This window comes from Kitasatospora sp. NPDC056184 (assembly GCF_042268405.1).
GTDB lineage: Bacteria > Actinomycetota > Actinomycetes > Streptomycetales > Streptomycetaceae > Kitasatospora.
The window spans coordinates 19483-44213 of sequence record NZ_JBHJUI010000025.1 but is presented as its reverse complement, the minus strand read 5'-3'; the positions used below and the strand labels follow the sequence as shown (position 1 = coordinate 44213).

The window sequence follows — 24731 nt, the reverse complement described above, 5'->3', positions numbered from 1 at the left end:
CCCGTTGGATAGCCTGGCGGCATGCCTGCGACCTCGGACGCCCCGCTCACCGTCGGTTTCGACCTCGACATGACGCTGCTGGACACCCGGCCCGGCATCAGGGCCACCTACCTGGCGCTGTCGGCCGAGACCGGGACCGCCATCGACGCCGACCTGGTGGTGACCCGGCTCGGGCCGCCGCTCCTCGACGAGCTGCGCAACTGGTTCCCGGAGGAGCGGCTGGAGGCGGTCGTGCACCGCTACCGCACGCTCTACCGGGACCACGCCTTCGCGCCGACCGTCCCGCTGCCCGGCGCGCACGCCGCCCTGGACGCGGTCCGCGCGCACGGCGGCCGGGTCGCGGTGATCACCGGCAAGTACGAGCCGAACGCCCGGCTCCACCTGGAGCACGCGGGCCTGCGGGCGGACGCGGTGGCCGGCGACCTCTGGGCGGAGACCAAGGGGGACGCGCTGCGCGAGCACGGCGCCACCGTCTACGTCGGCGACCACCTCGGCGACATCCGGGGCGCCCGGCGCGCGGGCGCCGTCGCGGTGGCGGTGGCCACCGGCCCGTACGGCGCCGGGGAGCTGCGGGCGGCGGGCGCGGACGTGGTGCTGGCCGACCTCACCGCCTTCCCGGCCTGGCTGGCCGGGCACCTCGCCGCGAGCGGGTAGGCGTTCGGCCGGGCGTGCGCGTGCGGCCCGCGCGTGCCGCCTGCGCGTCAGGCGTTCGCGTCAGGCGTTCGCGCGGGTCCGGCGGCGCTGGGCCCGCGCGGAGAGCAGCAGGCCGGTGAGGGCGAGCAGGAAGCCCAGCGGCATCAGCATGCTCAGCCAGTACGCGGCCGTGGGCAGCGGCGTCAGGTGCAGGAACAGCGGGACGAAGGTGACGAGCGTGGCGAGCGCGCCGAGCCCGAAGACGATCGCTCCGGCCTTGACGTAGGCGTCGCCGCGGTCGGCGCTCTGGCTGCTCACGGGGCTTGCTCCTCTGCGGCGGGGACGGCGGGTGCGGCTGCCGTCCCAGTCTCGCAGAGGGCGCCGGGGGCCGTTCCCGCGCGGTGCCGCGCGGGGCGCCGGCGAGCGCTTCGCGGACGAGCGGCCCGTCACGTTGCGCAGTTTTCCGGGCGCTGGGAGTTTTGATCCCTGCTGGGCGGGGGTATGCAGGCTGTGCCGAGGGGTGCGATCAGTGCGCCCCGTTTCTCTCCGACCGGGGGTGCGTGCCTGTGGACAGCGCCGAGCCGCGCCCCGGCCATGCCGGTCCCGGGTCGCCGGCGGCCGTCGGAGCTCCGTACGGATCTTGTGCGGAACGCGGATGAGACAGTGACGGACCGTTAGTCTGCTCCTTACAGTGTGCTGACCGTGCGCGCCCCACGGGCGTGTCCCCCCGGGCCGGCCCGCTCTCCCACCACCCAGTGATCCCCGGCCAGGTCCGGGATCCCTCACACCCACATCGAGGACTGTTCGAGATGCCCACCGGCCAGGTCAAGTGGTTCAACGAGACGAAGGGCTTCGGCTTCCTGTCGCGCGACGACGGCGGCGACGTCTTCGTCCACACCAAGGCGCTGCCCGCCGGGATCACGTCGCTGAAGCCGGGCCAGCGGGTCGAGTTCGGCGTGGTCGCCGGGCACCGCGGCGACCAGGCGATGCAGGTCCAGCTGCTGGACGCGCTGCCGTCGGTGGCCGCCGCCCAGCGCAAGAGCCCGGACGACATGGCGGCGCTCGTCCAGGACCTCATCACGATGATGGACGCCGTGCTGCCGGGGCTGCAGCACGGCCGCTACCCGGCCAAGCCGGCCGGGCAGAAGCTCGCCGTGTTGCTGCGCGGGGTGGCCGACCAGTTCGACGTGTAGCGCCCCCGGCGGGGCTCAGAAGTCCAGCGCACCCGGGCCGAGCGGCGGCACCAGCCCCTCCGCGGCGGCCCGGGTGAGCAGCGCGCGCACGGCCGCGCACCCCTCCTCGCCGAGGTCCGCGGTGAACTCGTTCACGTACAGGGCGATGTGCTGGTCCGCGACGTCCGGGTCCATCTCCTGGGCGTGCTCCAGCACGTACCCGCGACTGGCCTCCGGGTCGTCCCAGGCCTGCCGGACGGAGCCGCGGATCGCCTCGCCGAGCGCCCGCAGCCGCTCCGCGCCCAGCGAGCGCCGGGCGATGATCGCGCCCAGCGGGATCGGCAGGCCGGTCTCCCGCTCCCAGGCCTCGCCCATGTCGGCGAGGCAGCGCAGGCCGTAGTTCCGATAGGTGAACCGGGCCTCGTGGATGACCAGGCCGGCGTCCACCCGGCCGTCCCGGACGGCGGGCATGATCTCGTGGAACGGCAGCACCACGATCTCGCCCAGGCCGCCGGGCACCGCGCGCGCCGCCCAGAGCCGGAACAGCAGGTAGGCGGTGGACCGCTCGGAGGGGACGGCCACGGTCTTCCCGCTCAGGTCGTCGCCGTTCTCCGGGCGGGTCAGCACCAGCGGTCCGCAGCCGCGGCCGAGCGCGCCGCCGCAGGGCAACAGGGTGTACTCGTCCAGCACCCACGGCAGGGCGGCGTAGCTGACCTTGAGGACGTCCAGCTCGCCGCGCTCGGCCAGGCCGTTGGTGACGTCGATGTCGGCGAAGGTGACCTCGGGGGCGTCCGCACCCGGGACCAGGCCGTGCGACCAGGCGTGGAAGACGAAGGTGTCGTTCGGGCAGGGCGAGTACGCGATGCTCAGCCGTTCAGCCACGGCCGGCCTCCTTCACTAGCGCGGGGTGGGGCAGGAGGGCGAAGGCGCGCTCCAGCGCGGCCAGCGCCTCGCCGATCCGCCAGGCAGACCGGTCGCGCGGGCCCACGGCGTTGGAGACGGTCCGCAGCTCGAAGGACGGCACGCCGTGCCGGGCGGCGGCCTCGGCGACCCCGAAGCCCTCCATCGCCTCGGCCACCGCGTCGGGGTGGCGGGCGGCCAGGGCGGCGGCGCGCTCGGCGCTGCCGGTCACCGTGGAGACGGTCAGCACCGTCCCGGCGACCGCGCCCAGGGCTTCGGCGGCCAGCGCCGCGGCGGCCGGCGCCGGGGTGTGCCGGACGGTCCCGAAGCCCAGCTCGGTGACGTCGGCGAAGCCCTCGGGGGTCTCGGCGCCCAGATCGGCGGCGACGATCCCGGTGGCGACCACGGTCGCGCCGATCGGCGCCCGGGGGGCGAAGCCGCCGGCGATCCCGGCCGAGAGCACCAGGTCGTAGCGGGCGGCGGTGAGCGCGGTGGCCGCGGCGGCGGCCGCCGCGCCCGGGCCGACCCCGCCGGCCAGCACGTCCACCGTCACGCCCGAGGGGTGGGCGACCCGGTCCAGCGCGCCGCCCGGCAGCGCCACCCGCTCCGGGGCGGAGGCCGGGGAGGCCTGCGGGGAGGCGCCCAGGCCGCGCAGCACGGCGTCGGCCTCGGCCGGCACCGCGACGACGACGAGCAGCCGGGCCCGCGCGGGGCCCGACTGCTCGTCGGGGAGTCGTACCGTCACCGGACGACCGTCAGCTGTCCTGGGTGTTCAGCTGGAAGTACCACACGGCGTAGATCGAGTCCGGCGCCTTCGGGTCGGTCTCGACCACGGTGACCAGGGTCTTGCCGGAGGAGTTGAGCGCCTTGCCGGCCGGAACGGAGCCCGAGAAGGTCGCGTTGCGCGCCGCCGAGGCCAGGATGAACCGGCCGCCCTGGCCCTGCTGGCCGCCGTTGGTGTTGGCCCACCAGCCGCGGTCCGCCACCTCCGGGCTGACGCCGATGGCGATCCGGTCGCTGACGACCACGTCGGACGAGGGGAGGGTGCCGTCCTCCAGGGCCTTGCCGGCCTTGTCCTGGCACTCCTCCTGCTGCTGGTCGGTCAGCGGCTTGCCCTCGTTGAAGCAGAACGGGTCGCGGGCCTGCGACGAGTTGCCCACCACCAGGGTGGCGCGGTGGTCGCTGATCTCGGTCTGGTTCGACGCGTAGGCGATGGACCCGCCGACCGTGCCGGCGGCGATGACGACGACGGCGCCGAGGCCGGCGACTGCGCGGGTGCTGAGGCTCATGCGTCAGAGGCTACCGGGCTTTCGCGATCACGCTACGCGCGGGTCGGCAACGTGTTGCCCCCGGAACGGCGCGCCCCTAGGCGACCCGGGGCGCGGCCGCGCGGTGGCGCACCCCCACCCGCAGCAGCGAGCGGAGCGTCCAGAGCAGCACCGCGCCGACCACGGCGGCGGCCACCGACAGCCCCAGCGCGCCGTTCAGCGGCAGCAGGATGCCGACCGCGCCGCCCGCCACCCAGGACAGCTGGAGCGCCGTCTCCGAGCGGGCGAAGGCGGAGGTGCGCACCGCCTCGGGGACGTCCCGCTGGATCAGCGCGTCCAGCGACAGCTTCCCCAGCGAGGCCGCCAGCCCGGCCGTCCCGGCGACCGCCACCACCGTCACCGTGCCGTACCAGAGCGCGGCGGCGGCCGTCGCGCAGCCGGCCAGCAGCAGCATCGCGGTGACCGTCACCTCCGGGCCGCGGGGGCGCAGCCAGGAGCCGAGCACCGAGCCGAGCGCGTTGCCCGTCCCGGCGGCCAGCGCCACCAGGCCGAGCGCGAGGGTCGGCTGCAGGCCGCCGACCGGTTCGTCGCGGAGCAGGAACGCCAGGAACAGCACCAGGAAGCCGACCAGCCAGCGCATCGCCGCCATCGCGCGCAGCGCCAGGATCACCGACGGGCCGACGGTGCGCAGCGAGGCCCTGGGCCGCTGCCCGGCGGGCGCCGGCTCGGCGGACCCGGCGTCGCCGCGGCCGTGCAGCACGCCGTGGTGGTGGCCCGGCGGGTGCTCCTCGGCGTGCAGCACGGCGCGCTGCTCGCCCTTGGCGGAGTCCACCGCGTGCGGCAGGTGGAAGGCCATCAGGGTGCCCGCCACGAACACCAGGAAGGCGCCGCGCAGCGGCCAGCCCGGCCCGATGAGGTGGAGCAGTCCGCCCACGCCGGCCGCGACCATGGTGGCCAGCAGTCCGGCCAGGGTCACCCGGGAGTTCGCCTTCACCAGGGAGAGCCGGCTGGGCAGCAGCCGGGGCACCACGACGCTGCGCACCACCCCGTACGCCTTGGAGGCGACCAGCACGCCGAGCGCCTCCGGGTAGAGCGCCAGCCCGCCGCCGGCCACCACGCCGGCCATCGTCCAGGCGAGCACCGCGCGGGCCAGCATCGAGATCGCCATCGCGGCCCGGCGGCCGTGCGGCAGGCGGTCCAGCATCGGGCCGATCACCGGGGCCAGTAGCGCGAACGGCGCCATGGTGACCAGCAGGTAGAGCGCCACCCGGCCGCGGGCCTCGCCGGTGGGCACCGAGAAGAAGATGGTGGAGGCGAGCGCCACGGTGATCAGCATGTCGCCGAAGGAGTTCAGCGCGTGCAGCTCGATGAGCTTGGCCAGGCCCGACTCGCCGGCGCCCTCGGCGGCGGTGGCCCGGCGGATCCGGCGGCCGGTGCCGTGCACCACCTTGCCGGTGCGGGAGCCGGCCGCGGAGGCGGTGCGGACCAGGAAGTGCCGGCGCGGGCCGTCCTCCTCCTCGTCGACCGCCTCCTCCCCGTCGACCGCTTCGACCGCCCCGGTGGGTTCGGCGGGTTCGGCGGGTTCGGCCGCATCGATCGTTTCGAGCGCCTCCGCGGGCTCGTCGGCGGGCAGTGGCGAGGGGTCCACCGCCCGCGGTTCGTCCGCGGCGTGGACCGGAGGCTGCTGTCGCGGCACGGCGTTCACCTCGTCGGGGCTGCCGGACTGCGAGGCGCGCAGTGCGTGCTGCGACGGGTTCTCGTCCGCCACAAGCCCATCCTGCCCCAGAATCGTGACGACAACGCGGGATTCCGCTCCGCGCCGCGCGGCCGACGTCCGGCGTTCCCGTTCAGGACGTCCCTGAGCAGCTCCGGACGCCCCGGACTGTGCCGGGTGGCCGACCGACGGGTAGCCTGCCCAGGGTCCGCCCGACGGCCCGACCGGCGCCGGCGGACCTGACGAGCGGCGCGGCCGGTATCCGCGGCGGCCCGCGGTCGCGCAGAATGGACGAGGGAAATCGAGCCGCGACGGAACAGGCAACTCGCCGTGGGCGACAGAAGAACTGGGAGAGAATCGACGCCGTGAGTGCTGCGATGCGAAGCCGTACCCCTGATCGGCTCTGTGCCGAGGCCGTCGAACTCGCCCGTCAGGCCGCCGAGGACGCCGTCGGCGCCGAGACCGTCGGAGCGCACCTGGGTGTCCAGGCCGAGGCCGACCGTGTCGTCACCCACACCTTCGCGTGCCTGGACGCGGCCTACCGCGGCTGGCACTGGGCCGTCACCGTGGCCCGCGCCCCGCGCGCCAAGAACGTGACGCTGGACGAGGTCGTGCTGCTGCCCGGCGCCGACGCCATCCTGGCCCCGCAGTGGGTGCCGTGGAGCGAGCGACTGCGCCCGGGCGACATGGGCCCCGGGGACCTGCTCCCCACCGACGCCGACGACGTGCGCCTGGAGCCGGGCTGGACCGGCGAGGACGAGCCCGCGCCGAACTCCGCGGTGGCCCAGGCCGCGCAGGAGGACGTGCTGGTCTCCGACCCGGACATCCAGCCGGCGCCGGTGCGCGCCCAGATCAGCGCCGTCGCCGACGAGCTGGGCATGGGCCGCAGCCGGGTGCTCTCCCGGCTCGGCATGCACCTGGCCGCCGACCGCTGGGAGAAGGCGCACGGCCCGCAGACGCCGATGGCGCAATCCGCCCCGGCCTCCTGCGTCAGCTGCGGCTTCCTGATCCCGATCGGCGGCACGCTCGGCCAGGCCTTCGGCATCTGCGGCAACGAGTTCGGCCCGGCCGACGGCCAGATCGTCTCCTTCGCGTACGGCTGCGGCGGGCACTCCGAGGCGGCCGTCATCCCGGCCCCGCCGGCGCCCGCCGAGCTGATCCTGGACGAGCTGGTGGTCGAGCCGCTGCCGCTGCACCCGGACCGGCTCTCCGGCTCGGTGGAGCCGGACGCGCCCACCGAGGAGCTCGGCCACTCCTGAGCACCGCCGTCCGCCGCCGGCCCGTCCCACCCCGTGGGGCGGGCCGGCGCCGTTCGCCGCCCCGCGGGCGTGCCGCCGCCGGGGGCATGGTCCGGGGCAGTCCTCCCGGCAAGGAAGAATGCCCCTCGTAGGGCACAACAGGGCGGCGGAAGGCGGCAGGTCCAGTGGAACCTCGGATCATCGGCAGCGGCACGGACGAGCACCTCGCGGACCCCTTCGGCAGCGCCGAACTGCGCCGTCGGGTGCTGGACGCCTGGGCCGCCTCCCCGGCCCGGTTCCGGGAGGACGCCAACGCCGAGGAGGAGCTCGCCCTCGGCGGCTACCGCGACCGGCTGGTGGTCGAGCTGGCGCAGAACGCCGCCGACGCCGCCGTGCGCGCCGGGCACGCCCCGGGCCGGCTGCGGCTCACCCTGGCGGACGGCGTGCTGGCCGCCGCGAACACCGGCGCGCCGCTGGACGCCGCCGCCGTCGAGTCGCTGTCCACCCTGCGCGCCTCCTCCAAGCGCGGGGAGCGCGACACCACGGTCGGCCGGTTCGGCGTCGGCTTCGCCGCCGTCCTCGCGGTCACCGACGAGCCCGCCGTGCTCGGCTCGGCCGGCGGTGTGCGCTGGTCGCTCGCGGAGGCCCGGGCCCTGGCCGAGGGCCGGTCCGGGCTGGCCGAGGAGCTGCGCCGCCGGGACGGCCACGTCCCGCTGCTGCGCCTGCCGTTCGCGGCCGAGGGCCCGGCGCCGGAGGGCTACGACACGGTGGTGGTGCTGCCGCTGCGCGACGCCGCCGCCGAGGACCTCACCCGGCGGCTGCTGGCCGGCATCGACGACGCGCTGCTGCTCACCCTGCCGGGCCTGGCCGAGGTGGTGGTGGAGACCCCGGACGGCACCCGCACGCTGACCCGTTCGGCCGCGGACCCGCGCCCCGACGGCGTCACCGAGGTGACGGTCACCGACGACGCGGGCGGGGGGCTGCGGCGCACCGTCTGGCAGACCGCCGGCGCGGCCGGCGCGCTCGCCGCCGAGCTGCTCGCCGACCGGCCCACCGAGGAGCGCGCCCGCCCCTTCTGGACGGTGACCTGGGCGGTGCCGGTCTCCGACGAGGGCGCCCCGCAGCGGCCCGCGATCGCCCCGGTGCTGCACGCGCCGACCCCCAGCGACGAGCCGCTCGGCCTGCCCGCGCTGCTGATCGCGTCCTACCCGCTGGACTCCACCCGCCGGCACGTCGCCCCCGGCCCGCTCGCCGACTTCCTCACCGAGCGCGCCGCCGACGCCTACGCCGATCTGCTGCGCGCCCGCGGCGGCGACCTCGGCTCGCTCGGCCTGGTGCCGGGACCGCTCGGCCAGGGCACGCTGGACAACGCGCTGCGCGCCGCCGTGCTCTCCCGGCTGCCCGGCACGCCGTTCCTGCCGCACCCGGCGCCGGTCGAGGAGGGCACGCCCGCGCTGCGGCCCCGGGACGCCACGCTGCTGGAGGGCGCGGACGGCTCGGTGGTCGAGGCGCTGGCGCCGATCTTCCCCGGCCTGCTGCCGGCCGGCCTGGAGCGCCGCACCGAGCTGCGGGTGCTGAACGTGCGCCGGGTCCCGCTCGCCGAGGTGGTCGACCAGCTCGGCGGCCTGGACCGGGAGCCGGCCTGGTGGCGCAACCTGTACGCGGCGCTCGGCGGTGCCGACCCGGAGGCGCTCGGCGCGCTGCCGGTGCCGCTCGCCGACGGGCGGACGGTGACCGGCCCGCGCCGGGTCCTGCTGCCCTCCGCCGACGCCGACTGGGCCGCCTTCCCCGGCTACCCCGAGTCGCTGGCCGACGCGCTCGCCGTGCTCGACCTGCGGCTCGCCCACCCGGAGGCCGCCCACCCGCTGCTGGCCAAGCTCGGCGCCGGCGCGGCCACCCCGGCCGGGGTGCTGGACACGCCCGAGGTGCGGGCCGCCGTCGCCCGCTCCTACGAGCTGGCCGAGGACGACCCGGACGCCGCCGCCGACCTCGCCGAGGCGGTGCTGGCGCTCGTCAAGGCGGCCGCCCCGGCGCCCGGCGAGCACCCCTGGCTGGCCCGGCTGGCCCTGCTCGACGACGAGGGCGAGCCCGCCCGCGCCGGTGAGCTGCTGCTCCCGGACAGCCCGCTCGCCGCGCTGGCGCGCGAGGACGACGCCGCCTGGGTGGACGACGAGCTGCTGGAGCGCTGGGGGCCGGAGGTGCTCGCCGCCGCCGGCGTGCCGGCCGAGTTCGTGCTGGTCCGCGCCGAGGACGTGGTGCTCGACCCGGACGACCTGGACCGGCTCGACCCCACCGCGCCCGCCGACCGGGCGGCCGGCGGCCACCCCACCGGGCTGATCGACGAGGCGCCGGACGGCCTGGCCGACTGGGCCGAGGACGCGCTGGAGGCGCTGCACGCCGACGACGGGGACACCGTGGGCGTCCCGCCGGTCGCCGCCGAGCTGCTCGCCGTCCGCGACCTCGACCTGGTGGACGACGACGCCTGGCCGCAGGCGCTGGCCGCGCTGGCCCGCCCGCCGTACCGGGACGCCGTCGTCACCCCCGTCCGCACGCTGCTGCCCGACGGCACCTACGCCGACCTGCCGCCGTACACCGCCTGGTGGCTGCGCGACCACCCGGTGCTGGACGGCCGCGAGCCCGCCGGGCTGCGCGCGGCCGGCGCCGACCCGCTGCTGCGCGGCCTCTACGACGAGGCCCGCACCACCCTGGACGAGCAGTTCCTGCACGCGCTGGGGGTGCGCACCACGCTGGCCGCGCTGCTCGCCGAGCCGCACGGGCCGGACGAGGTGCTGGACCGGCTCACCGACCCGGCCGCCGAGGTCGGGCACCGCCAGCTGCACGGCATCCACAGCGCCCTGGCGCGGGTCGGGGCGGAGCGGATCGAGCCGCTGGACGTGGTGCGGGCGGTGCCGCCGATGGACCGGGCCACCGGCCGCCGCCCCGACCGCACCGTTGTGGTGGACGCCGCCGAGGCGGTCGTCGCGGACGCCCCCGACCTGGTGGAGCTGCTGCACGACCACCCGCTGCTGCCGGTCGCCCCGGCGCTCGCCGCCGACCTCGCCGAGCGGCTGCACGTCTCGCTGGCCAGCGAGGTGGCCGGCGGGCGGGTGCTCTCCCAGGGCGCCCTGCACCGGGTGCCGGCCGTGGTGCGGGAGCTGCTGCCCGGCTGCCCGGTCGCGTACGAGGAGCACGAGGAGCTGCTGGTGGTCGGCCCGGACGGCGAGGAGGCCGCCGTGGACTGGCGCTGGGACGCCGCGGCCGCCACCCCGGAGGCGCCGTACGACCCGGAGCGGGCCGAGGAGGCGGACGAGGACGACGAGTTCGAGGTGCCGCCGGTGTCCGGGCTGCTGCACGCGGCCACGCCGGAGGGGCTGGCCGCCGGGCTGGCCTGGTCGGTCGGGCAGTGGCACCGCCGGTTCGAGGTGCTGGCCGCGCTCAGCGAGCCGGACCGCGCCTACGAGCTGTCCGCCGCCCGGGACTTCGAGGGCTGATCCGCCGGGCTCCGGTGCCCGCCCGTCTCACGAGCGGGTGCCGGAGCGGGTCCGGCCGTCTCAGGAGCGGGTCCGGCCGCGGGCGATCAGCCGCAGGTAGATCGCGAGGGTGGCCACCACCCAGACGGCGGTCAGCACGGCGGCCACCGCCTTGGTCAGCCCCGGTCCGGGGTGGATCCCGGCCAGTGCGCCGACCCCCGCCATCGCCAGGGCCAGCAGCCCGGTGGCCAGCAACCCGCCCAGGAAGGCGGCGAACGCCTCCAGCTCCCCGCCCCTGCGCGCCATGCGGCCCCCCGCGGTCGTTCTGCTTCGTGGGTCAATCATCGGTCCGGCGGCGCATGATCCGCCAGACCACCTCCAGCACCACCCCGGCGACCAGCGCGATGCCGACACCGACCCACGGGTCCCGGGTGCCGGTCAGCGAGAGCTGGAAGAAGTCGGAGAGCCACGGCACGGTCAGCACCAGGGCGAACGCCCCGCCCATCGTCCCGATCAGCAGCAGCCGCCACCAGTTGTACGGACGGGCCACGATCGCCAGCACCCAGATCGCGACCAGGAACAGGGTCAGGGTGGCCACGCTGGTGTCCGACTCCAGGTCGGTGGCGTGGTTGGCGCGGGCCAGCGCGTACGCGGTGAAGGTGGCCGTCCCCGCGATGACGCCGCCCGGGATCGCCAGCCGCAGCACCCGGCGCACGAAGCCGGTGCGGGCGCGCTCGTTGTTGGGCGCGAGCGCCAGGAAGAAGGCCGGCACGCCGATCGTCAGGGTGGACAGCACGGTGGAGTGCCGGGGCAGGAACGGGTACGGCGAGTGGGTGAAGATCACCAGCAGCGCCAGCAGCACCGAGTAGACCGTCTTGACCAGGAACAGCCCGGCCACCCGCTCGATGTTGCCGATCACCCGGCGGCCCTCGGCGACCACCGAGGGCATCACCGCGAAGGAGTTGTTCAGCAGCACGATCTGGGCGACCGCCTTGGTCGCGTCGCTGCCGCTGCCCATCGCCACGCCGATGTCCGCGTCCTTGAGCGCCAGCACGTCGTTGACGCCGTCGCCGGTCATCGCCACGGTGCGCCCGCGCGACTGCAGCGCGCCGACCAGCTGGCGCTTCTGCTGCGGGGTGACCCGGCCGAAGACCGTGGTGTGCTCCGCGGTGTCGGCGAAGGCCTGCGGCTCGGCGGGCAGGGTGCGGGCGTCCACCGGGTGGTCGGCGCCGGGCAGCCCGAGGTGGGCGGCGACCGCGCCGACCGAGACGGCCGCGTCGCCCGAGATCACCTTCGCCTCGACCCGCTGGCCCGCGAAGTAGCGCAGGGTCTCGGCGGCGTCCTCGCGCAGCCGCTGCTGGAGCACCACCAGGGCGAGCGGCCGCAGCCCGGCGGCCGGGTCGGGGGCGTCCAGCGGGACGGGCGTGCGGCCCAACAGCAGCACCCGCAGGCCCTGGGCGCCCAGCTCGTCCACCTCGGCCAGCGCCGGGTGGCCGGACGGCAGCAGCACGTCGGGGGCGCCGAGCAGCCAGCTCGCCTCGTCGCCGCGCGGCTCCAGCAGCTGCACGCCGCTCCACTTGCGGGCGGAGGAGAACGGCATCGCCTCGATCACCCGCCAGCCGTCGCGCCGCCCGCCGCTGCCGTCGCCGTAGGCGTCGATGACGGCCTGCATCGACGGGTTGGGGCGGGCGTCGGCGCCGGCCATCACGCCGAGCGCCTGCCGGACGGTCTCCTTGCGGGCGCCGTCGTCCCCGAGGGCGTCGGCGTCCGGCTCGCCGCCCTCGTCGGCGCCGATGATCCGCAGGTCGACGACGTCCATGCCGCCCTCGGTGAGGGTGCCGGTCTTGTCCAGGCAGACCGTGTCCACCCGGGCCAGCCCCTCGATCGCGGGCAGCTCCTGCACCAGGCACTGCTTGCGGCCCAGCCGGACCACGCCGATCGCGAAGGCCACCGAGGTCAGCAGCACCAGGCCCTCGGGCACCATCGGCACGATCCCGGCGATCATCCGGCGGACCGCCTCGCGCCAGTCCCGGCCCTCCACCGCCAGCTGGCTGATGATCAGACCGATCGCGGTCGGCACCAGCAGCCAGGTGATGAACCGCAGGATGCTGTCGATGCCGGAGCGCAGCTCCGACTTCACCAGGGTGAACCGGCTCGCCTCCTCGGCCAGCTGCGCCGCGTACGCCTCCCGGCCGACCTTGGTGGCGGTGAACGCGCCGGCGCCGGCCACCACGAAGCTGCCGGACATCACCGGGTCGCCGGGGTGCTTGAGCACCGGGTCCGGCTCGCCGGTGAGCAGCGACTCGTCGATCTCCAGGCCGTCCGCCTCGGTGACCTCGCCGTCGACGATCACCTTGTCGCCGATGCCGAGCAGCACGGTGTCGTCCAGCACGATCTCGCCGACGGCGACCTGCCGGGCGGCGCCGTCCCGGCGCACCTGGGGCCGTGCCTCGCCGATCAGCGCGAGGCTGTCCAGGGTCTTCTTGGCGCGCAGCTCCTGGATGATGCCGATCGCCGTGTTGGCGACGATGACCAGGCCGAACAGGCCGTCCTGGAGCGGGCCGACGACCAGGATGATCGCGAACATCACGCCGATGATCGCGTTGAACCGGGTGAAGACGTTGGCCCGGACGATCTCCCGGGTGGAGCGGCTGGAGCGGACCGGGACGTCGTTGACCTCGCCGCGGGCGACCCGTTCGGCCACCTCGGCGGCGGTCAGCCCGCCGACGCGCCCGGGCAGCAGGCCGAGCGGGTGGGCGCCGTCCGGCTGGTCACCGCTGGGCTGGTCCTCGGCTGGCTGCGCGGGCTGCGTCATGGCACCGACTCTACGGGCGCCTTATGTCCGATGCGTGCTACTAAAGGACTATTCAGTCCGACCGGGTGGCCGGATTCTCGGCGTCCGTTCCGGCAGTGGCCCGGCTGCGCGCGATGGCCTCCCGGCGGGCCCGGCAGTACCAGAGTCCGATCAGTCCGAGTCCGCCGCCGGCCAGGCAGATCCACGGCCAGGTGCCGTGGCCGTGGTCGGAGAGGGTGCCCCAGAACGGGAGCAGGACGACGAACGCCACGAACCAGAGCACCGTGCCGCCGCCGACGATCGCGACGTCGTTGGCCTCCAGCGGCGGGGGCGAGGGGTGCGATGGCGTCTTGGGCATGGGCCCTAGGGTACGGTGCGGCCGCACGTCCGATCGATTCTGCGCAGGGCCTGTCCGCGCGCGTTACGGGGGTTATTCGTTCTACGCGCGAAGATAGCGTACGAGCGATCGGGAACCCATACTTGTCTCTCCGGTCGGCCGCGGCATGCTCAGGACATCGTGCTTCGTGCCCGTCCCACCGGGTCGCCCGGCCACCGTCGTCCCGGGCGGGTCCCCCTCTCCTCCGCCCCCCACAGAGGACGCAGCATGCCCGTGGCCCAGCCGACCACCGAGTCGCCCGAGCCCGCCCAGCCCGACGCGCCGAAGCCCCCGTTCGGCGCACTGGACCGCTACTTCCGGATCAGCGAGCGCGGCTCGACCCTGCCGCGCGAGATCCGCGGCGGCGTCGCCACCTTCTTCACCATGGCGTACATCCTGGTGCTGAACCCGATCATCCTGGCCAGCGCCACGGACATGACCGGCGCCCACCTGGACAGCGCCCAGCTGGTCACCGCCACCGCGCTCACCGCCGGTCTGACCACGCTGCTCATGGGCGTCATCGGCAACGTCCCGATCGGCCTCGCCGCCGGCCTCGGCGTCAACACCATCGTCGCCCTCCAGCTCGCGCCCAAGATGACCTGGCCGGACGCCATGGGCATGGTCGTGCTGGCCGGCTTCGCGATCATGCTCCTGGTCGCCACCGGCCTGCGCGAGCGGGTCATGAGCGCCGTCCCGCTCGGGCTGCGCAAGGCCATCGCGATCGGCATCGGCCTGTTCATCACCCTGGTCGGCCTGGTCGACTCCGGCTTCGTCAGCCGCATCCCCGACGCCGCCCACACCACCGTCCCGCTCCAGCTCGGCGCCGGCGGCCACCTGCTGGGCTGGCCCGTGCTGGTCTTCGTGCTCGGCCTGCTGCTCACCCTCGTCCTGATGGTCCGCAAGGTCCCCGGTGCGATCCTGGTCTCCATCGCCGTGATGACCGCCGTCGCCGTCGTGATCGACAAGCTCGCCGACATCCCCGCCCTCAGCTGGGGCCTGACCGTCCCGACCTGGCCGGGCAACCCGGTCGCCGCCCCCGACTTCGGCCTGGTCGGCGAGGTCAGCCTGTTCGGCGGCTTCGAGAAGGTCGGCGTCCTCACCGGCGCGCTCTTCGTCTTCACCGTCCTGATGTCCTGCTTCTTCGACGCGATGGGCACCATCCTCGGCGTCGCCGACGAGGCCCACCTGCTGGACGAGAAGGGCGACCTGCCCGGCATCAACAAGGTCCTGATGATCGACGGCATCGCCACCGCGGCGGGCGGCGCGACCTCCTCCTCCGCCAACACCTGCTTCGTCGAGTCCACCGCCGGCGTCGGCGAGGGCGCCCGCACCGGCTTCGCCTCCGTCGTCACCGGCGGCCTCTTCGTGGTGGCCCTCTTCCTCACCCCCCTCGCCACCATGGTCCCGGCCCAGGCCGCCACCCCGGCCCTGGTCACCGTCGGCTTCCTGATCCTCGCCAACTCCGTGCGGGACATCGACTGGGCCGACTACACCATCGCGATCCCGGCCTTCCTGACCATCGCGATGATGCCGTTCACCTACTCGATCACCAACGGCATCGGCTTCGGCTTCATCACCTTCTGCGTCCTGCGCCTCGCCACCGGCCGCGGCCGCGAGGTCCCGATCCCGATGTACGCCGTCTCCGCCGTCTTCGCCTTCTACTACCTGATGCCCGCCCTCGGCCTCCTCTGACGGCCTTCGGCGCACCTGCGGCCCCGCGCTCCCTCCGGAGCGCGGGGCCGTCGGCGTCGGTGGGGCCGGGCGGGTCAGTGGACGCAGTACTCGTTGCCCTCGGGGTCCTGCATCACGGTCCAGGAGCCGCCCGGTTCGGCGACCTCGCGGAGGGTGGTGGCGCCGAGGGCCTCAAGGCGGGCGACGGTGGCGGCGCGGGCGTCGGGGCCCGGGTGGAGGTCGAGGTGGAGGCGGTTCTTGCCCTGCTTCGGCTCGGGGACGCGCTGGAAGAGGATGCGCCGACCGAGGCCGGTGCCGCCGGCCGGGTCGTACGGGTCCTCGGGGTGGCGGACGGCGGCGAGGGTCTGCCAGGCGTGCCGGCCGTCGACCTCGGTGACCAGGTCCGGGGTGATCGCGCCGGCCGAGAGCAGGCCGGCGATCAGGGTGCTGTGGTCCTCGACGGCGTAGTCGAGGGCGGCGGCCCAGAAGGCGGCCTGGCGGTGCGGGTCGGCGGCGTCGATGACGAGCTTCCAGTGCATGGGCATGTAACCGGTTATAGGGGTTGCGCGTGGACGGGGGCAAGAGGATATGTCAAGGAGGCGTCGGTGTAGGGGAGTTGCCCGGGGGCATACTCCGGGCTGAGACGGGGGAGGGGAGCGGTTCGATGGTGAGACAGGATCCGCCCGCGGGGGTCGAGGCGCAGTTGCTGCCGGAGCTGTTCCGGACGGCCGACCAGGCGTCGCTGTCGGGGCAGCAGCAGACGCTGCGCTGGTACCGGGGGCTCATCTCGATGCTGGTGGTCGCGGCGGCGGTCGGTTCGCTGCCCGGGCCGGACGAGAAGGGGGCCTCCGACGTCACGCCGCTGTTCTCGGTGGTGGCCCTGCTGGTGGCGGGGTACTTCTGGTCGCGGCTGCGGCGCAGCAACCCGCAGGCGCGGTGGTACGAGGCGCGGGCGGCGGCCGAGTCGGTGAAGACGCTGGCCTGGAAGTACTCGGTGCGGGCCCGGCCGTTCGAGGGTGACGCGGAGTCGGCGGACGTCGACCGCGGCTACCTGCTGCAGGTGGAGGACGTGCTGCGGGCGTTCGAGGACCCGGCGATCGTGCCGCCGGGGTCGGCCGCCGAGATCACCCCGGAGATGCGCCGGGTGCGGGCGGAGTCGCTGACCTCGCGGCGGACGCTCTACCTGCGCACCCGGGTGGAGGGCCAGCGGACGTGGTACCGCTCGCGCGCCGAGTCCTGCGAGTCGCAGGCGGTCACCTGGGGGCTGGGCGTGGCGGCGCTGATCATCGTGGGCGCGGCGGCGGCCGTCGCGCAGGCGACCGGGGCGCTGGAGGTGCACGTGTTCGGGGCCACCTCGGCGGCGGCCGCGGCGGTGATCGCCTGGACGCAGCTGAAGCAGCTCCGCCCGCTGGCGGCGGCGTACCAGCTGGCGGCGCGGGAGCTGGAGAACGTCGGCAACCAGCTGTCCGACCTCGACGCGCGGACGCCGGACGCCGAGCAGCGCTGGGCGCGGCTGGCCGCCGAGGCGGAGGACGCGGTGTCGCGCGAGCACACCACCTGGCGGGCGCGGCGGGCCTTCCCGCGCTGAACCGCGCCGGCGGACCCCGCCGGTCAGGCGTCCAGCGGCGCCAGGCCGAACGGGTGGCCGGCCGGGTCGATCAGCACCTTGAGCGTGCGGCCGTGCTGGTGGGTGGGCTCGGTCGCCCCCAGGGCCAGCGCGCGGGCGGTGGCCGCCTCCAGGTCGTCGACGTAGAAGTCCAGGTGGAAGTGCTTGCCGCCGTCCGGCTCGGTCCACGGCTCCGGCCGGTACCCGCTGACCCGGCCGAAGCCGAGCGGGCTGCCGCCCTCCGGGTTGTCCAGGATCGCGAACCGCTCGTCCACGTGCCGGGTCTCCCATCCGAGCAGCGCGCCGTAGAAGGCGGCCAGCGCGACCGGGTCGGCGCAGTCGATGGTGACCATGGCGAGGCGGGCGAAGCCGGTGTCGTTCTGCTCGGCCGGGCCGACCGTGGTGGCCTGCTCGGCGGCGACGTCGGTCATGTCTGGTCGGCCCTTCTGCTGAGCGGTGGTGCGGCGCCGGGGCCGGTGTGAACCGGGTCCCCACGACCAGCATCGCACCGGGGGTCACGGAGGGCACGGCCAGCCGGACCGGGGCGGGGGAGCGGGCCGGCGGCCGGCCCGCTCCCGGGCCGGAGCCCGGAGGCGGACGATCGGAATCCCGTTTTCTTTAGCCAGAGTAATGACGTAGGCTAAAGAACATGCCCGAGATGTCCGAGCAGGACCTCGCAGCCATCAGTCAGCTGCGATCGTCCGCCATGCGCCTCTCCCGTCGACTGCGCCACCAGCGGGTCGAGGAGTCGCTCAGTCCTACCGAGATCGGGGTGCTGGGCACCCTCGCCCGGTGCGGGAAGGCCACGCCGGGTGAGCTCGCCCGGAAGGAGCACGTACAGCCGCCCTCGATGACCAGGATCGTCGCGATGCTGGAGGAGAAGGGCCTGGTGCGGCGCGAACCGCACCCGGAGGACCGCCGGCAGGTGGTCGTCAGCAGTACCGAGCAGGCCGAGGCGATCCTGGCGGAGTCCCGCCGGCGCCGCAACGCCTGGCTCGCCGAGCTCGCCGAAGGGCTCGACGAGGAGGAGTGGGCGAAGCTCCGCGAGGCGGCGCCCGTGCTCTACAAGCTCGCACACCTCTAGGCACAGCGAATCCGGTGGCCGCCGGAGGACGAAGGAGAACCGCATCACCGCAGGACCGATGACCGACACCAGGAGCGCGACGGCCCCGCCACGGGCCGTCGCGCCGCGAGGGGAGACCACTGTGACACCGCCGGCCGCAGCCAGCGCCGCCGCCACCCGTACCCGGACCGACGAGCAGCCCACCGACCCCGCCGCGGCGAGCGCCGCGGCCGCCGACGCCCAGGCACCCGCCCCCGCGGGGCTGCCCGGCAACGGCGACGACGACCCCGACGAACGCACCGCGGCGGACGAACCCGCCGCTCCCGGCCGCACCAGCGCGGCCCCGTCCCCCACCGGCGCGGAGTTCACCCGGCCCGGGGGGATGTTCTCCTCACTGCGCGTTCGCAACTACCGCTACTACTTCGCCGGCCAGGTGGTGTCCAACACCGGTACCTGGATGCAGCGCATCGCCCAGGACTGGCTGGTCCTGAGCCTCACCGGCAGCCCGCTCGCGGTCGGCATCACCACCGCCATGCAGTTCCTGCCGATGCTGCTGTTCGGCCTGTTCGGCGGGGTGCTCGCCGACCGGATGCCCAAGCGCCGGCTGCTGATCTGCACCCAGGGCGCGATGGGCCTGCTCGCCGCCGGCCTCGCCGTGCTGACCGTCGGCGGCGTGGTGACCCCGTCCTACGTGTACGTGTTCGCGCTGCTGCTCGGCCTGGTCACGGTGGTCGACAACCCGACCCGGCAGGCCTTCGTCTCCGAGATGGTCGGCCCGAAGGACCTCGCCAACGCGGTCAGCCTGAACGCCGCCAACTTCCAGACCGCCCGGCTGGTCGGCCCCGCCGTCGCCGGCCTGCTGATCGCCGCGGTCGGCAGCGGCTGGGCGTTCGCGCTGAACGCGCTGTCGTTCGCCGCCGTGATCGGCGGACTGCTCGCGATGCGGGAGAGCGAACTGCGCCCGACCGCGCCGATCGCCCGCGAGAAGGGGCAGCTGCGGGAGGGCCTGCGGTACGTCAAGGAGCGGCCCGAGCTGCTCTGGCCGATGGTGCTGGCCGGCTTCATCGGCACCTTCGGCTTCAACTTCCCGACGCTGCTGGCGGGTTTCGCCTCCGACACCTTCCACGTCGGCGCCGGGCAGTACGGCCTGCTGAACACCGCGATGGCGGTCGGCTCGCTGACCGGCGCGCTGATCGCGGCCCGCCGGGGCGTGCCGCGGCTGCGCAGACTCGTCGGCGCCGCGCTCGCGTTCGGCGCGCTGGAAGTGGTGGCGGCGTTCGCGCCCGGCTACTGGACCTTCGCGCTGCTGCTCACCCTCGTCGGGGTGTTCGGGCTGAGCTTCAACACCTCGGTCAACGCCTCGCTCCAGCTGGCCACCGAGCCCGCGATGCGCGGCCGGGTGATGGGCCTGCTGATGCTGGTCTTCACCGGCGGAACGCCGATCGGCGCGCCGATCGTGGGCTGGGTCACCGCCTCGTACGGGCCCCGGGTGGGGCTGCTGGCCTGCGGCCTGGTCTCGGCGGCGGCGGCCGGTGCGGTCGGCCTGGTGCTGGCCCGCAGCGCCGAGCTGCGGCTGCGGCTGGACCTGCACCCGGGCCGCGGCGGCCGGGTGGTGGCGCTGGTGCCGCGTCCGGTGGCCGGCGCCAAGCCGGAGCTGGCCACGGCCTGCTGACCCCCGGACGGCCCCGGGAGCGCCGCCGCGGCCTTCCCGGGGCCCGCCGACCGGTCAGAGCCGGATCGCCAGGATCTGCCCCGGCCAGGGGCCGGCCGGCTGCTCGACCTCGAAGGACTCGGTCTCGCTGAAGCCGAGCGCCCGGTACTGGCCGACCAGCTTGCGGTCGTCGCCGCCGAAGCAGTCCACCCGCAGCAGGCCGATGCCGCGCCGGCGGGCCTCGTCGAGGGCGTCGGCGATCAGCGCGGCGCCGATCCCGGAGCCCTTGCGGCCGCGGTCGGTCACCAGGTTGCGGATGTACAGCTCGCGCTCGTCCACCGCCGTGGCGTACTCGGGGCGCTCCTCGGACAGGACGCAGGAGCCGACCGTCCGTCCCTCGCCGTCGACCGCGAGCCGGATCAGGAACGGCTCGTGCCCGTACCTGCCGATGTGCTCGACGCGCGCGGCGGAGCCGCTGAACGCGTGCTCGCCCCACTGGCGGGTGCGGCCCCGGGCGGCCAGCCAGGCCACGGCGCCGTCGAGCAGGGACAGGATGTCGGGGATGTCCTCGGGGCCCCCGGTGCGGATCTTCATGGGAAACCGTTCTAGTCCAAACCGTCGCGCGCGGGAAGATGGCTCCATGAGGCTCTTCGTGGCGGTGCTGCCCCCGGTGGAGGCGCTGCAGGACCTGGCCGACGCGGTGGCCCCGGTGCGCGGGCTGCCGGGGGCGGACCGGCTGCGCTGGACGGCGGTCGACGCCTGGCACCTGACCCTGGCCTTCCTCGGCGAGGTGCCGGCCGAACGGGTGCCCGAGCTGGAGGCCGCGCTGGCCGCGGTCGCCGAGGGGCACCCGGCGCACACCCTGCGGCTGGCCGGCGGCGGACGGTTCGGCGACCGGGTGCTCTGGGCCGGGGTGGAGGGGCAGGACTGGGCGCTGCGCCGGCTCGCCGAGGCGGTGCACGAGGCCACCGCGGGGGTGGTCGGCGAGACGGACGCCTTCACCTTCCACCCGCACCTGACGCTGGCCCGGGCGGGCTCCTCGCACGGCCGGCGGCGGGCGGAGCAGCGGGCGGCGGCCGGTCGGCTGGCCGCCCTGGCGCAGGCGCTGGAGGGCCACCGGGGGCCGGAGTGGGAGGCCGCCGAGCTGCACCTGATGCGCAGCGCGCAGGAGGGCGGCGCCGTCCGCCACACCTCGCTGCGCTCCTGGCCGCTGGCCCGCTGGGAGGCCGGGCCGCAGTAGCGGGGGCGGCCGGACCGCCGGCCCCGCCGTCCGGATCGCCGACCTCGGCGTCCGGCCGCGACCCGGCCGGGGGTACGCTCGTTGACCGTGGATCCCAAGACTCGCATGCGAATCGTGACCGGAGCGCTGGTGCTGCTGCTGGTCGTCGTCCTGGTCAGCTCGCTGGTCAACCGATAAGGGCCGGAGACCGAACGAAGGGCCACCGCCCGCAGGCGGTGGCCCTTTGCCGTTCGTCCGCGAGGTCCGCTCAGAGGTGCTCGACCACGTAGTCGATGCAGGCGGTGAGCGCCTCGACGTCGGCCGGGTCGATCGCCGGGAACATCGCGACGCGCAGCTGGTTGCGGCCCAGCTTGCGGTACGGCTCGGTGTCGACGATGCCGTTGGCGCGCAGCGCCTTGGCCACGGCGGCGGCGTCCACCGCGTCGTCGAAGTCGATCGTGCCGACGACCTGCGAGCGCTCGGCCGGGTTCGCCACGAACGGGCCGGCGAACGAGGACTTCTCGGCCCAGCCGTACAGCCGGGACGAGGAATCAGCCGTACGGGCGACGGCCCAGTCGAGCCCGCCGTTGCCGTTCAGCCACTCCAGCTGGTCGGCCAGCAGGAACAGGGTGGCGATCGACGGGGTGTTGTACGTCTGGTCCTTCGACGAGTTGTCGATGGCCGTCGGCAGGTCGAAGAACGGCGGGATGTACCGGCCGGAGCCGGCGATCTCGGCGGCGCGCTCCAGCGCGGCCGGGGAGAACGACGCCAGCCACAGGCCGCCCTCGGAGGCGAAGGACTTCTGCGGGGCGAAGTAGTAGACGTCGGTCTCGGCGATGTCCACCGGCAGGCCGCCGGCGCCCGAGGTGGCGTCCACCAGGACCAGCGAGCCCTCGTCGCCGCCGGCCGGGCGGGTGATCGGCATCGCGACGCCGGTGGAGGTCTCGTTGTGGGTGAGCGCGTAGACGTCGACGCCGGCCTCGGCGACCGGCAGCGGGTGGGTGCCCGGGGCGGTCTTGATCACGCTCGGCTCGGCCAGCCAGGGCGCGGCCTTGACGGAGGAGGCGAACTTGGAGGAGAACTCGCCGAAGTCGAGGTGCTGGGACTTCTCCCGTACCAGGCCGAAGGCCGCGATGTCCCAGAAGGCGGTGGACCCGCCGTTGCCGAGCACCACCTGGTACCCCTCGGGGAGGGAGAACAGGCTGCTCACGCCCTCGCGCACGCGCTTGACCAGGTTCTTCACCGGGGCCTGGCGGTGCGAGGTGCCGAGCAGGGAGGTCTCGGTCGCGGCGAGGGCACTCAGGGCCTCGGGGCGCACCTTGGACGGGCCGCAGCCGAAACGGCCGTCGGCGGGCTTGATGTCAGCGGGGATCTGGATCTGAGCCACGGGGCGCAGCCTACCCGCCGGGGTGGCCGGATTCGACGGCGGTCCGCCCGCTGAGATGCCGCCGACCCGCCCGCGAGCTGCGGAAACAGCGGGTCCGGTTCACATACCGGACCCGCTGCTTCCCGCGTCTGTGCGGTGACCTGCGGAGGTCGGGCGGATCAGCGCGCGATGGCGTCGTAGCCCTCGATCTCGCGCGGGCTGCGCGGACCGGGGCCGATGTAGCGCGCGGCGGGGCGCACGAGCCGGCCCGTGCGCTTCTGCTCCAGGATGTGCGCCGACCAGCCCGCCGTCCGGGCACAGGTGAACATCGAGGTGAACATGTGCGCCGGGACCTCGGCGAAGTCCAGCATGATCGCGGCCCAGAACTCGACGTTGGTGGCCAGCACGCGGTCCGGGCGGCGGTTGTGCAGCTCCTCCAGCGCGGCCTTCTCCAGCGCCTCGGCGACCTCGAAGCGCGGCGCGCCGAGCTCCTTGGCGGTGCGGCGCAGCACCCGGGCGCGGGGGTCCTCGGCGCGGTAGACGCGGTGGCCGAAGCCCATCAGGCGCTCGCCCTTGTCCAGCGCGTTCTTGACCCAGGTGGTGGCGTCGCCGGTGCGCTCGATCTCCTCGATCATGCCGAGCACGCGGGACGGCGCGCCGCCGTGCAGCGGGCCGGACATCGCGCCGACCGCGCCGGAGAGGGCGGCCGCGACGTCGGCGCCGGTGGAGGCGATGACCCGGGCGGTGAAGGTCGAGGCGTTCATGCCGTGCTCGGCGGCGGAGGTCCAGTAGGCGTCGATGGCCTTGACGTGCTTGGGGTCCGGCTCGCCGCGCCAGCGGATCATGAAGCGCTCGACGACGGTCGCGGCCTTGTCGATCTCGCTCTGCGGGACCATCGGCAGGCCCTGGCCGCGGGCGGACTGGGCGACGTAGGAGAGCGCCATGACGGCGGCGCGCGCGAGGTCGTCGCGGGCCTGCTCGGCGTCGATGTCCAGCAGCGGCTTGAGGCCCCAGACCGGGGCGAGCATGGCGAGGGCGGACTGCACGTCGACCCGGATGTCGCCGGAGTGGACCGGGATCGGGAAGGGCTCGGCGGCCGGCAGGCCGGGGTTGAACTTGCCGTCGACCAGCAGGCCCCAGACGTGGCCGAAGGAGACATTGCCGACCAGGTCGTCGATGTCGACGCCCCGGTACCGCAGAGCGCCGCCTTCACGGTCGGGTTCGGCGATCTCGCTCTCGAACGCGACGACACCTTCGAGCCCGGGTACGAAGTCGGACATGCACGGCTCCTTCAGTTCTGCGATCGGCGGCCGCCGTGGTGGGGAGGCCCGCCTCTGACCGAATGGTGGTTGGCACTCGGTGCCAGGGTGACAGGCACGGGGTGCATTGCGCCATACACCACGGTGGTGATGTTTTCCCGGAGCCCGCTTGACTTTTCGCCCCACGGCCGGTCGTGCCCGGCGGATCTCCGGAACCAAGCGTGCGGTTGCGGACAAATCACCGCACGACGGGCAGCCGGACGGTGGCGGGACACCTTAACTCCCACCGGGGTTTGTCCGGAGGTAGCGGTGCCGGTTGCTTGTCGTACGGGATGATGTTGACGTGCAGACCCCGGACCGCGCCCAGTCGACGCCCCTGACCCCCGCCACCCGGATCCTGGCCGACGAGGCCCGCCCCGGACCGGACCTCACCGTGATGCGCAAGCACTACGCGCACGAGGGCCTGGTCGAGGAGGAGCTCGCCGCCGACCCGGTCGGCCAGTTCACCCGGTGGTTCCACGAGGCGGACGAGGCGGGGGTGGTGGAGCCCAACGCGATGGTGCTCTCCACCGCCGACGCCGGAGGACGGCCCAGCGCGCGCACCGTGCTGCTCAAGGCGTTCGACGCCCGCGGCTTCGTCTTCTTCACCAACTACGGCTCCCGCAAGGGCACCGAGCTGGCCGCCAACCCGCACGCGGCGCTGCTCTTCCCGTGGGTCGCGCTGGCCCGCCAGGTGATCGTCCAGGGCCGGGTGGAGAAGGTCGGCCGGGACGAGACCGCCGCCTACTTCCGCACCCGCCCGCACGGCTCCCAGCTGGGCGCCTGGGCCAGCGAGCAGTCCAGCCCGGTCGCCTCGCGCGAGGTGCTGGAGCAGCGCTACGCGGAGCTGGAGCGGCGCTACCCGGAGGGCGAGGGGGTGCCGGTGCCGCCGTTCTGGGGCGGGTACCGGGTGGTGCCGGCGAGCGTGGAGTTCTGGCAGGGGCGGGAGAACCGGCTGCACGACCGGCTGCGGTACGTCGCCGAGCCGACCGCCCCGACGGGCTGGCGGGTGGAGCGGCTCTGCCCGTGAGGCGGGAGCGGCGCTGCCCGTGAGCCGCCCGCGGCTCTGCCCCCGGGGCGGGGCGGCGCTGCCCCCGGGCCGGGTGCGGAGCTGCCCGCCGGGGCGCCCGGGGGGCGGCCCGCGCTCCCCGGCCGCACGCCCCTGACCAGGGGCGTCGAGGCGCGGGGCCGCGCCTGTGACGACACCGCGACAACTTCCTCCGCTCACCGGCTGACCCGCCGTCACCCCGCCAGTAAGGTGAAGACGTTCACCGGGTCGGTGGGGGGTTGTT

23 protein-coding genes are annotated in these 24731 nt (G+C 75.0%); 10 read left to right on the top strand and 13 right to left on the bottom strand.

Features of this window, described 5'->3' with window-relative positions:
- The first annotated feature begins 21 nt into the window (after positions 1-21).
- Positions 22-654: an HAD family hydrolase gene (locus ACFC0B_RS33640; RefSeq protein WP_376094652.1), complete on the top strand. Its 633-nt coding sequence runs from the start codon at positions 22-24 to the stop codon at positions 652-654.
- Positions 655-714: 60 nt separating this feature from the next.
- Here ACFC0B_RS33640 and ACFC0B_RS33635 read toward each other — a convergent pair whose 3' ends face one another.
- Positions 715-951, bottom strand: a complete 237-nt coding sequence (locus ACFC0B_RS33635; RefSeq protein ID WP_376094649.1) for a hypothetical protein — start codon at positions 949-951, stop codon at positions 715-717.
- A gap of 491 nt (positions 952-1442) precedes the next feature.
- On the opposite strand from ACFC0B_RS33635, the gene ACFC0B_RS33630 reads away from it, so the two are divergent.
- Positions 1443-1826, top strand: coding sequence for a cold-shock protein (locus tag ACFC0B_RS33630; RefSeq protein WP_350541364.1), 384 nt, complete (start codon positions 1443-1445; stop codon positions 1824-1826).
- 15 nt (positions 1827-1841) lie between these two features.
- Here the strand turns inward: ACFC0B_RS33630 and ACFC0B_RS33625 are convergent, their stop codons facing one another.
- From ACFC0B_RS33625 to ACFC0B_RS33610, 4 genes are all read right to left on the bottom strand, one after another.
- On the bottom strand, positions 1842-2687 hold the full coding sequence (locus ACFC0B_RS33625; protein ID WP_376094645.1) for a 1,4-dihydroxy-6-naphthoate synthase: 846 nt from the start codon (positions 2685-2687) through the stop codon (positions 1842-1844).
- Positions 2680-3450, bottom strand: coding sequence for a futalosine hydrolase (locus ACFC0B_RS33620; protein ID WP_376094642.1), 771 nt, complete (start codon positions 3448-3450; stop codon positions 2680-2682). Before ACFC0B_RS33620 ends, ACFC0B_RS33625 begins: the two co-directional genes overlap by 8 nt.
- A 10-nt stretch (positions 3451-3460) precedes the next feature.
- A complete protein-coding gene (locus ACFC0B_RS33615) occupies positions 3461-3994 on the bottom strand; it encodes a hypothetical protein (RefSeq protein ID WP_376094639.1) in 534 nt (177 codons plus the stop codon).
- A 76-nt stretch (positions 3995-4070) separates the two neighbouring features.
- Entirely contained in the window at positions 4071-5462 is a 1392-nt protein-coding gene (locus tag ACFC0B_RS33610; RefSeq protein ID WP_376094810.1) for an MFS transporter, read from the bottom strand.
- 602 nt (positions 5463-6064) lie between these two features.
- On the opposite strand from ACFC0B_RS33610, the gene ACFC0B_RS33605 reads away from it, so the two are divergent.
- A complete protein-coding gene (locus ACFC0B_RS33605) occupies positions 6065-6946 on the top strand; it encodes a DUF3027 domain-containing protein (protein WP_376094636.1) in 882 nt (293 codons plus the stop codon).
- Positions 6947-7110: 164 nt separating this feature from the next.
- Positions 7111-10416 carry a sacsin N-terminal ATP-binding-like domain-containing protein gene (locus tag ACFC0B_RS33600; protein ID WP_376094633.1) on the top strand — a complete coding sequence of 1102 codons (3306 nt, stop codon included), beginning with the start codon at positions 7111-7113 and terminating at the stop codon, positions 10414-10416.
- A gap of 60 nt (positions 10417-10476) precedes the next feature.
- Here the strand turns inward: ACFC0B_RS33600 and ACFC0B_RS33595 are convergent, their stop codons facing one another.
- Genes ACFC0B_RS33595 through ACFC0B_RS33585 form a run of 3 tightly spaced genes read right to left on the bottom strand, consistent with a single transcriptional unit; the run spans position 10477 to position 13547 of the window.
- The gene (locus ACFC0B_RS33595) at positions 10477-10701 is read right to left on the bottom strand and encodes a hypothetical protein (protein WP_376094630.1); all 225 of its coding nucleotides are present in this window, start codon (positions 10699-10701) and stop codon (positions 10477-10479) included.
- A 31-nt stretch (positions 10702-10732) separates the two neighbouring features.
- Positions 10733-13210 carry an HAD-IC family P-type ATPase gene (locus ACFC0B_RS33590; RefSeq protein WP_376094628.1) on the bottom strand — a complete coding sequence of 826 codons (2478 nt, stop codon included), beginning with the start codon at positions 13208-13210 and terminating at the stop codon, positions 10733-10735.
- 52 nt (positions 13211-13262) lie between these two features.
- Complete coding sequence (locus ACFC0B_RS33585; protein WP_376094625.1) at positions 13263-13547, bottom strand: DUF2530 domain-containing protein; 285 nt, start codon at positions 13545-13547, stop codon at positions 13263-13265.
- 246 nt (positions 13548-13793) lie between these two features.
- On the opposite strand from ACFC0B_RS33585, the gene ACFC0B_RS33580 reads away from it, so the two are divergent.
- Entirely contained in the window at positions 13794-15257 is a 1464-nt protein-coding gene (locus tag ACFC0B_RS33580; protein ID WP_376094622.1) for an NCS2 family permease, read from the top strand.
- 74 nt (positions 15258-15331) lie between these two features.
- On the opposite strand, the gene ACFC0B_RS33575 is transcribed toward ACFC0B_RS33580, so the two are convergent.
- A complete protein-coding gene (locus tag ACFC0B_RS33575) occupies positions 15332-15775 on the bottom strand; it encodes a VOC family protein (protein ID WP_376094807.1) in 444 nt (147 codons plus the stop codon).
- Between the two features lie 125 nt (positions 15776-15900).
- On the opposite strand from ACFC0B_RS33575, the gene ACFC0B_RS33570 reads away from it, so the two are divergent.
- The gene (locus ACFC0B_RS33570) at positions 15901-16824 is read left to right on the top strand and encodes a DUF4231 domain-containing protein (protein ID WP_376094619.1); all 924 of its coding nucleotides are present in this window, start codon (positions 15901-15903) and stop codon (positions 16822-16824) included.
- Positions 16825-16847: 23 nt separating this feature from the next.
- Here ACFC0B_RS33570 and ACFC0B_RS33565 read toward each other — a convergent pair whose 3' ends face one another.
- Positions 16848-17273 (bottom strand): VOC family protein, encoded by a 426-nt coding sequence (locus ACFC0B_RS33565; RefSeq protein WP_376094616.1) that lies wholly within the window; start codon positions 17271-17273, stop codon positions 16848-16850.
- A 218-nt stretch (positions 17274-17491) separates the two neighbouring features.
- Between ACFC0B_RS33565 and ACFC0B_RS33560 the strand changes: the two genes are divergently transcribed.
- Both ACFC0B_RS33560 and ACFC0B_RS33555 read left to right on the top strand, forming a co-directional pair.
- Positions 17492-17926, top strand: coding sequence for a MarR family transcriptional regulator (locus tag ACFC0B_RS33560; RefSeq protein WP_355359938.1), 435 nt, complete (start codon positions 17492-17494; stop codon positions 17924-17926).
- A gap of 121 nt (positions 17927-18047) precedes the next feature.
- Positions 18048-19577, top strand: a complete 1530-nt coding sequence (locus tag ACFC0B_RS33555) for an MFS transporter (RefSeq protein ID WP_376094612.1) — start codon at positions 18048-18050, stop codon at positions 19575-19577.
- A gap of 54 nt (positions 19578-19631) precedes the next feature.
- On the opposite strand, the gene ACFC0B_RS33550 is transcribed toward ACFC0B_RS33555, so the two are convergent.
- Entirely contained in the window at positions 19632-20150 is a 519-nt protein-coding gene (locus ACFC0B_RS33550; RefSeq protein WP_376094609.1) for a GNAT family N-acetyltransferase, read from the bottom strand.
- A 46-nt stretch (positions 20151-20196) separates the two neighbouring features.
- Between ACFC0B_RS33550 and thpR the strand changes: the two genes are divergently transcribed.
- Complete coding sequence (thpR, locus tag ACFC0B_RS33545; RefSeq protein WP_376094606.1) at positions 20197-20796, top strand: RNA 2',3'-cyclic phosphodiesterase; 600 nt, start codon at positions 20197-20199, stop codon at positions 20794-20796.
- A gap of 247 nt (positions 20797-21043) precedes the next feature.
- Here the strand turns inward: thpR and serC are convergent, their stop codons facing one another.
- Positions 21044-22162 (bottom strand): phosphoserine transaminase, encoded by a 1119-nt coding sequence (gene serC, locus ACFC0B_RS33540; protein ID WP_376094603.1) that lies wholly within the window; start codon positions 22160-22162, stop codon positions 21044-21046.
- A 158-nt stretch (positions 22163-22320) separates the two neighbouring features.
- Positions 22321-23421 carry a citrate synthase 2 gene (locus ACFC0B_RS33535; protein ID WP_376094600.1) on the bottom strand — a complete coding sequence of 367 codons (1101 nt, stop codon included), beginning with the start codon at positions 23419-23421 and terminating at the stop codon, positions 22321-22323.
- A gap of 415 nt (positions 23422-23836) precedes the next feature.
- Between ACFC0B_RS33535 and pdxH the strand changes: the two genes are divergently transcribed.
- The gene (gene pdxH, locus ACFC0B_RS33530; protein WP_376094804.1) at positions 23837-24469 is read left to right on the top strand and encodes a pyridoxamine 5'-phosphate oxidase; all 633 of its coding nucleotides are present in this window, start codon (positions 23837-23839) and stop codon (positions 24467-24469) included.
- Positions 24470-24731: the final 262 nt, after the last annotated feature.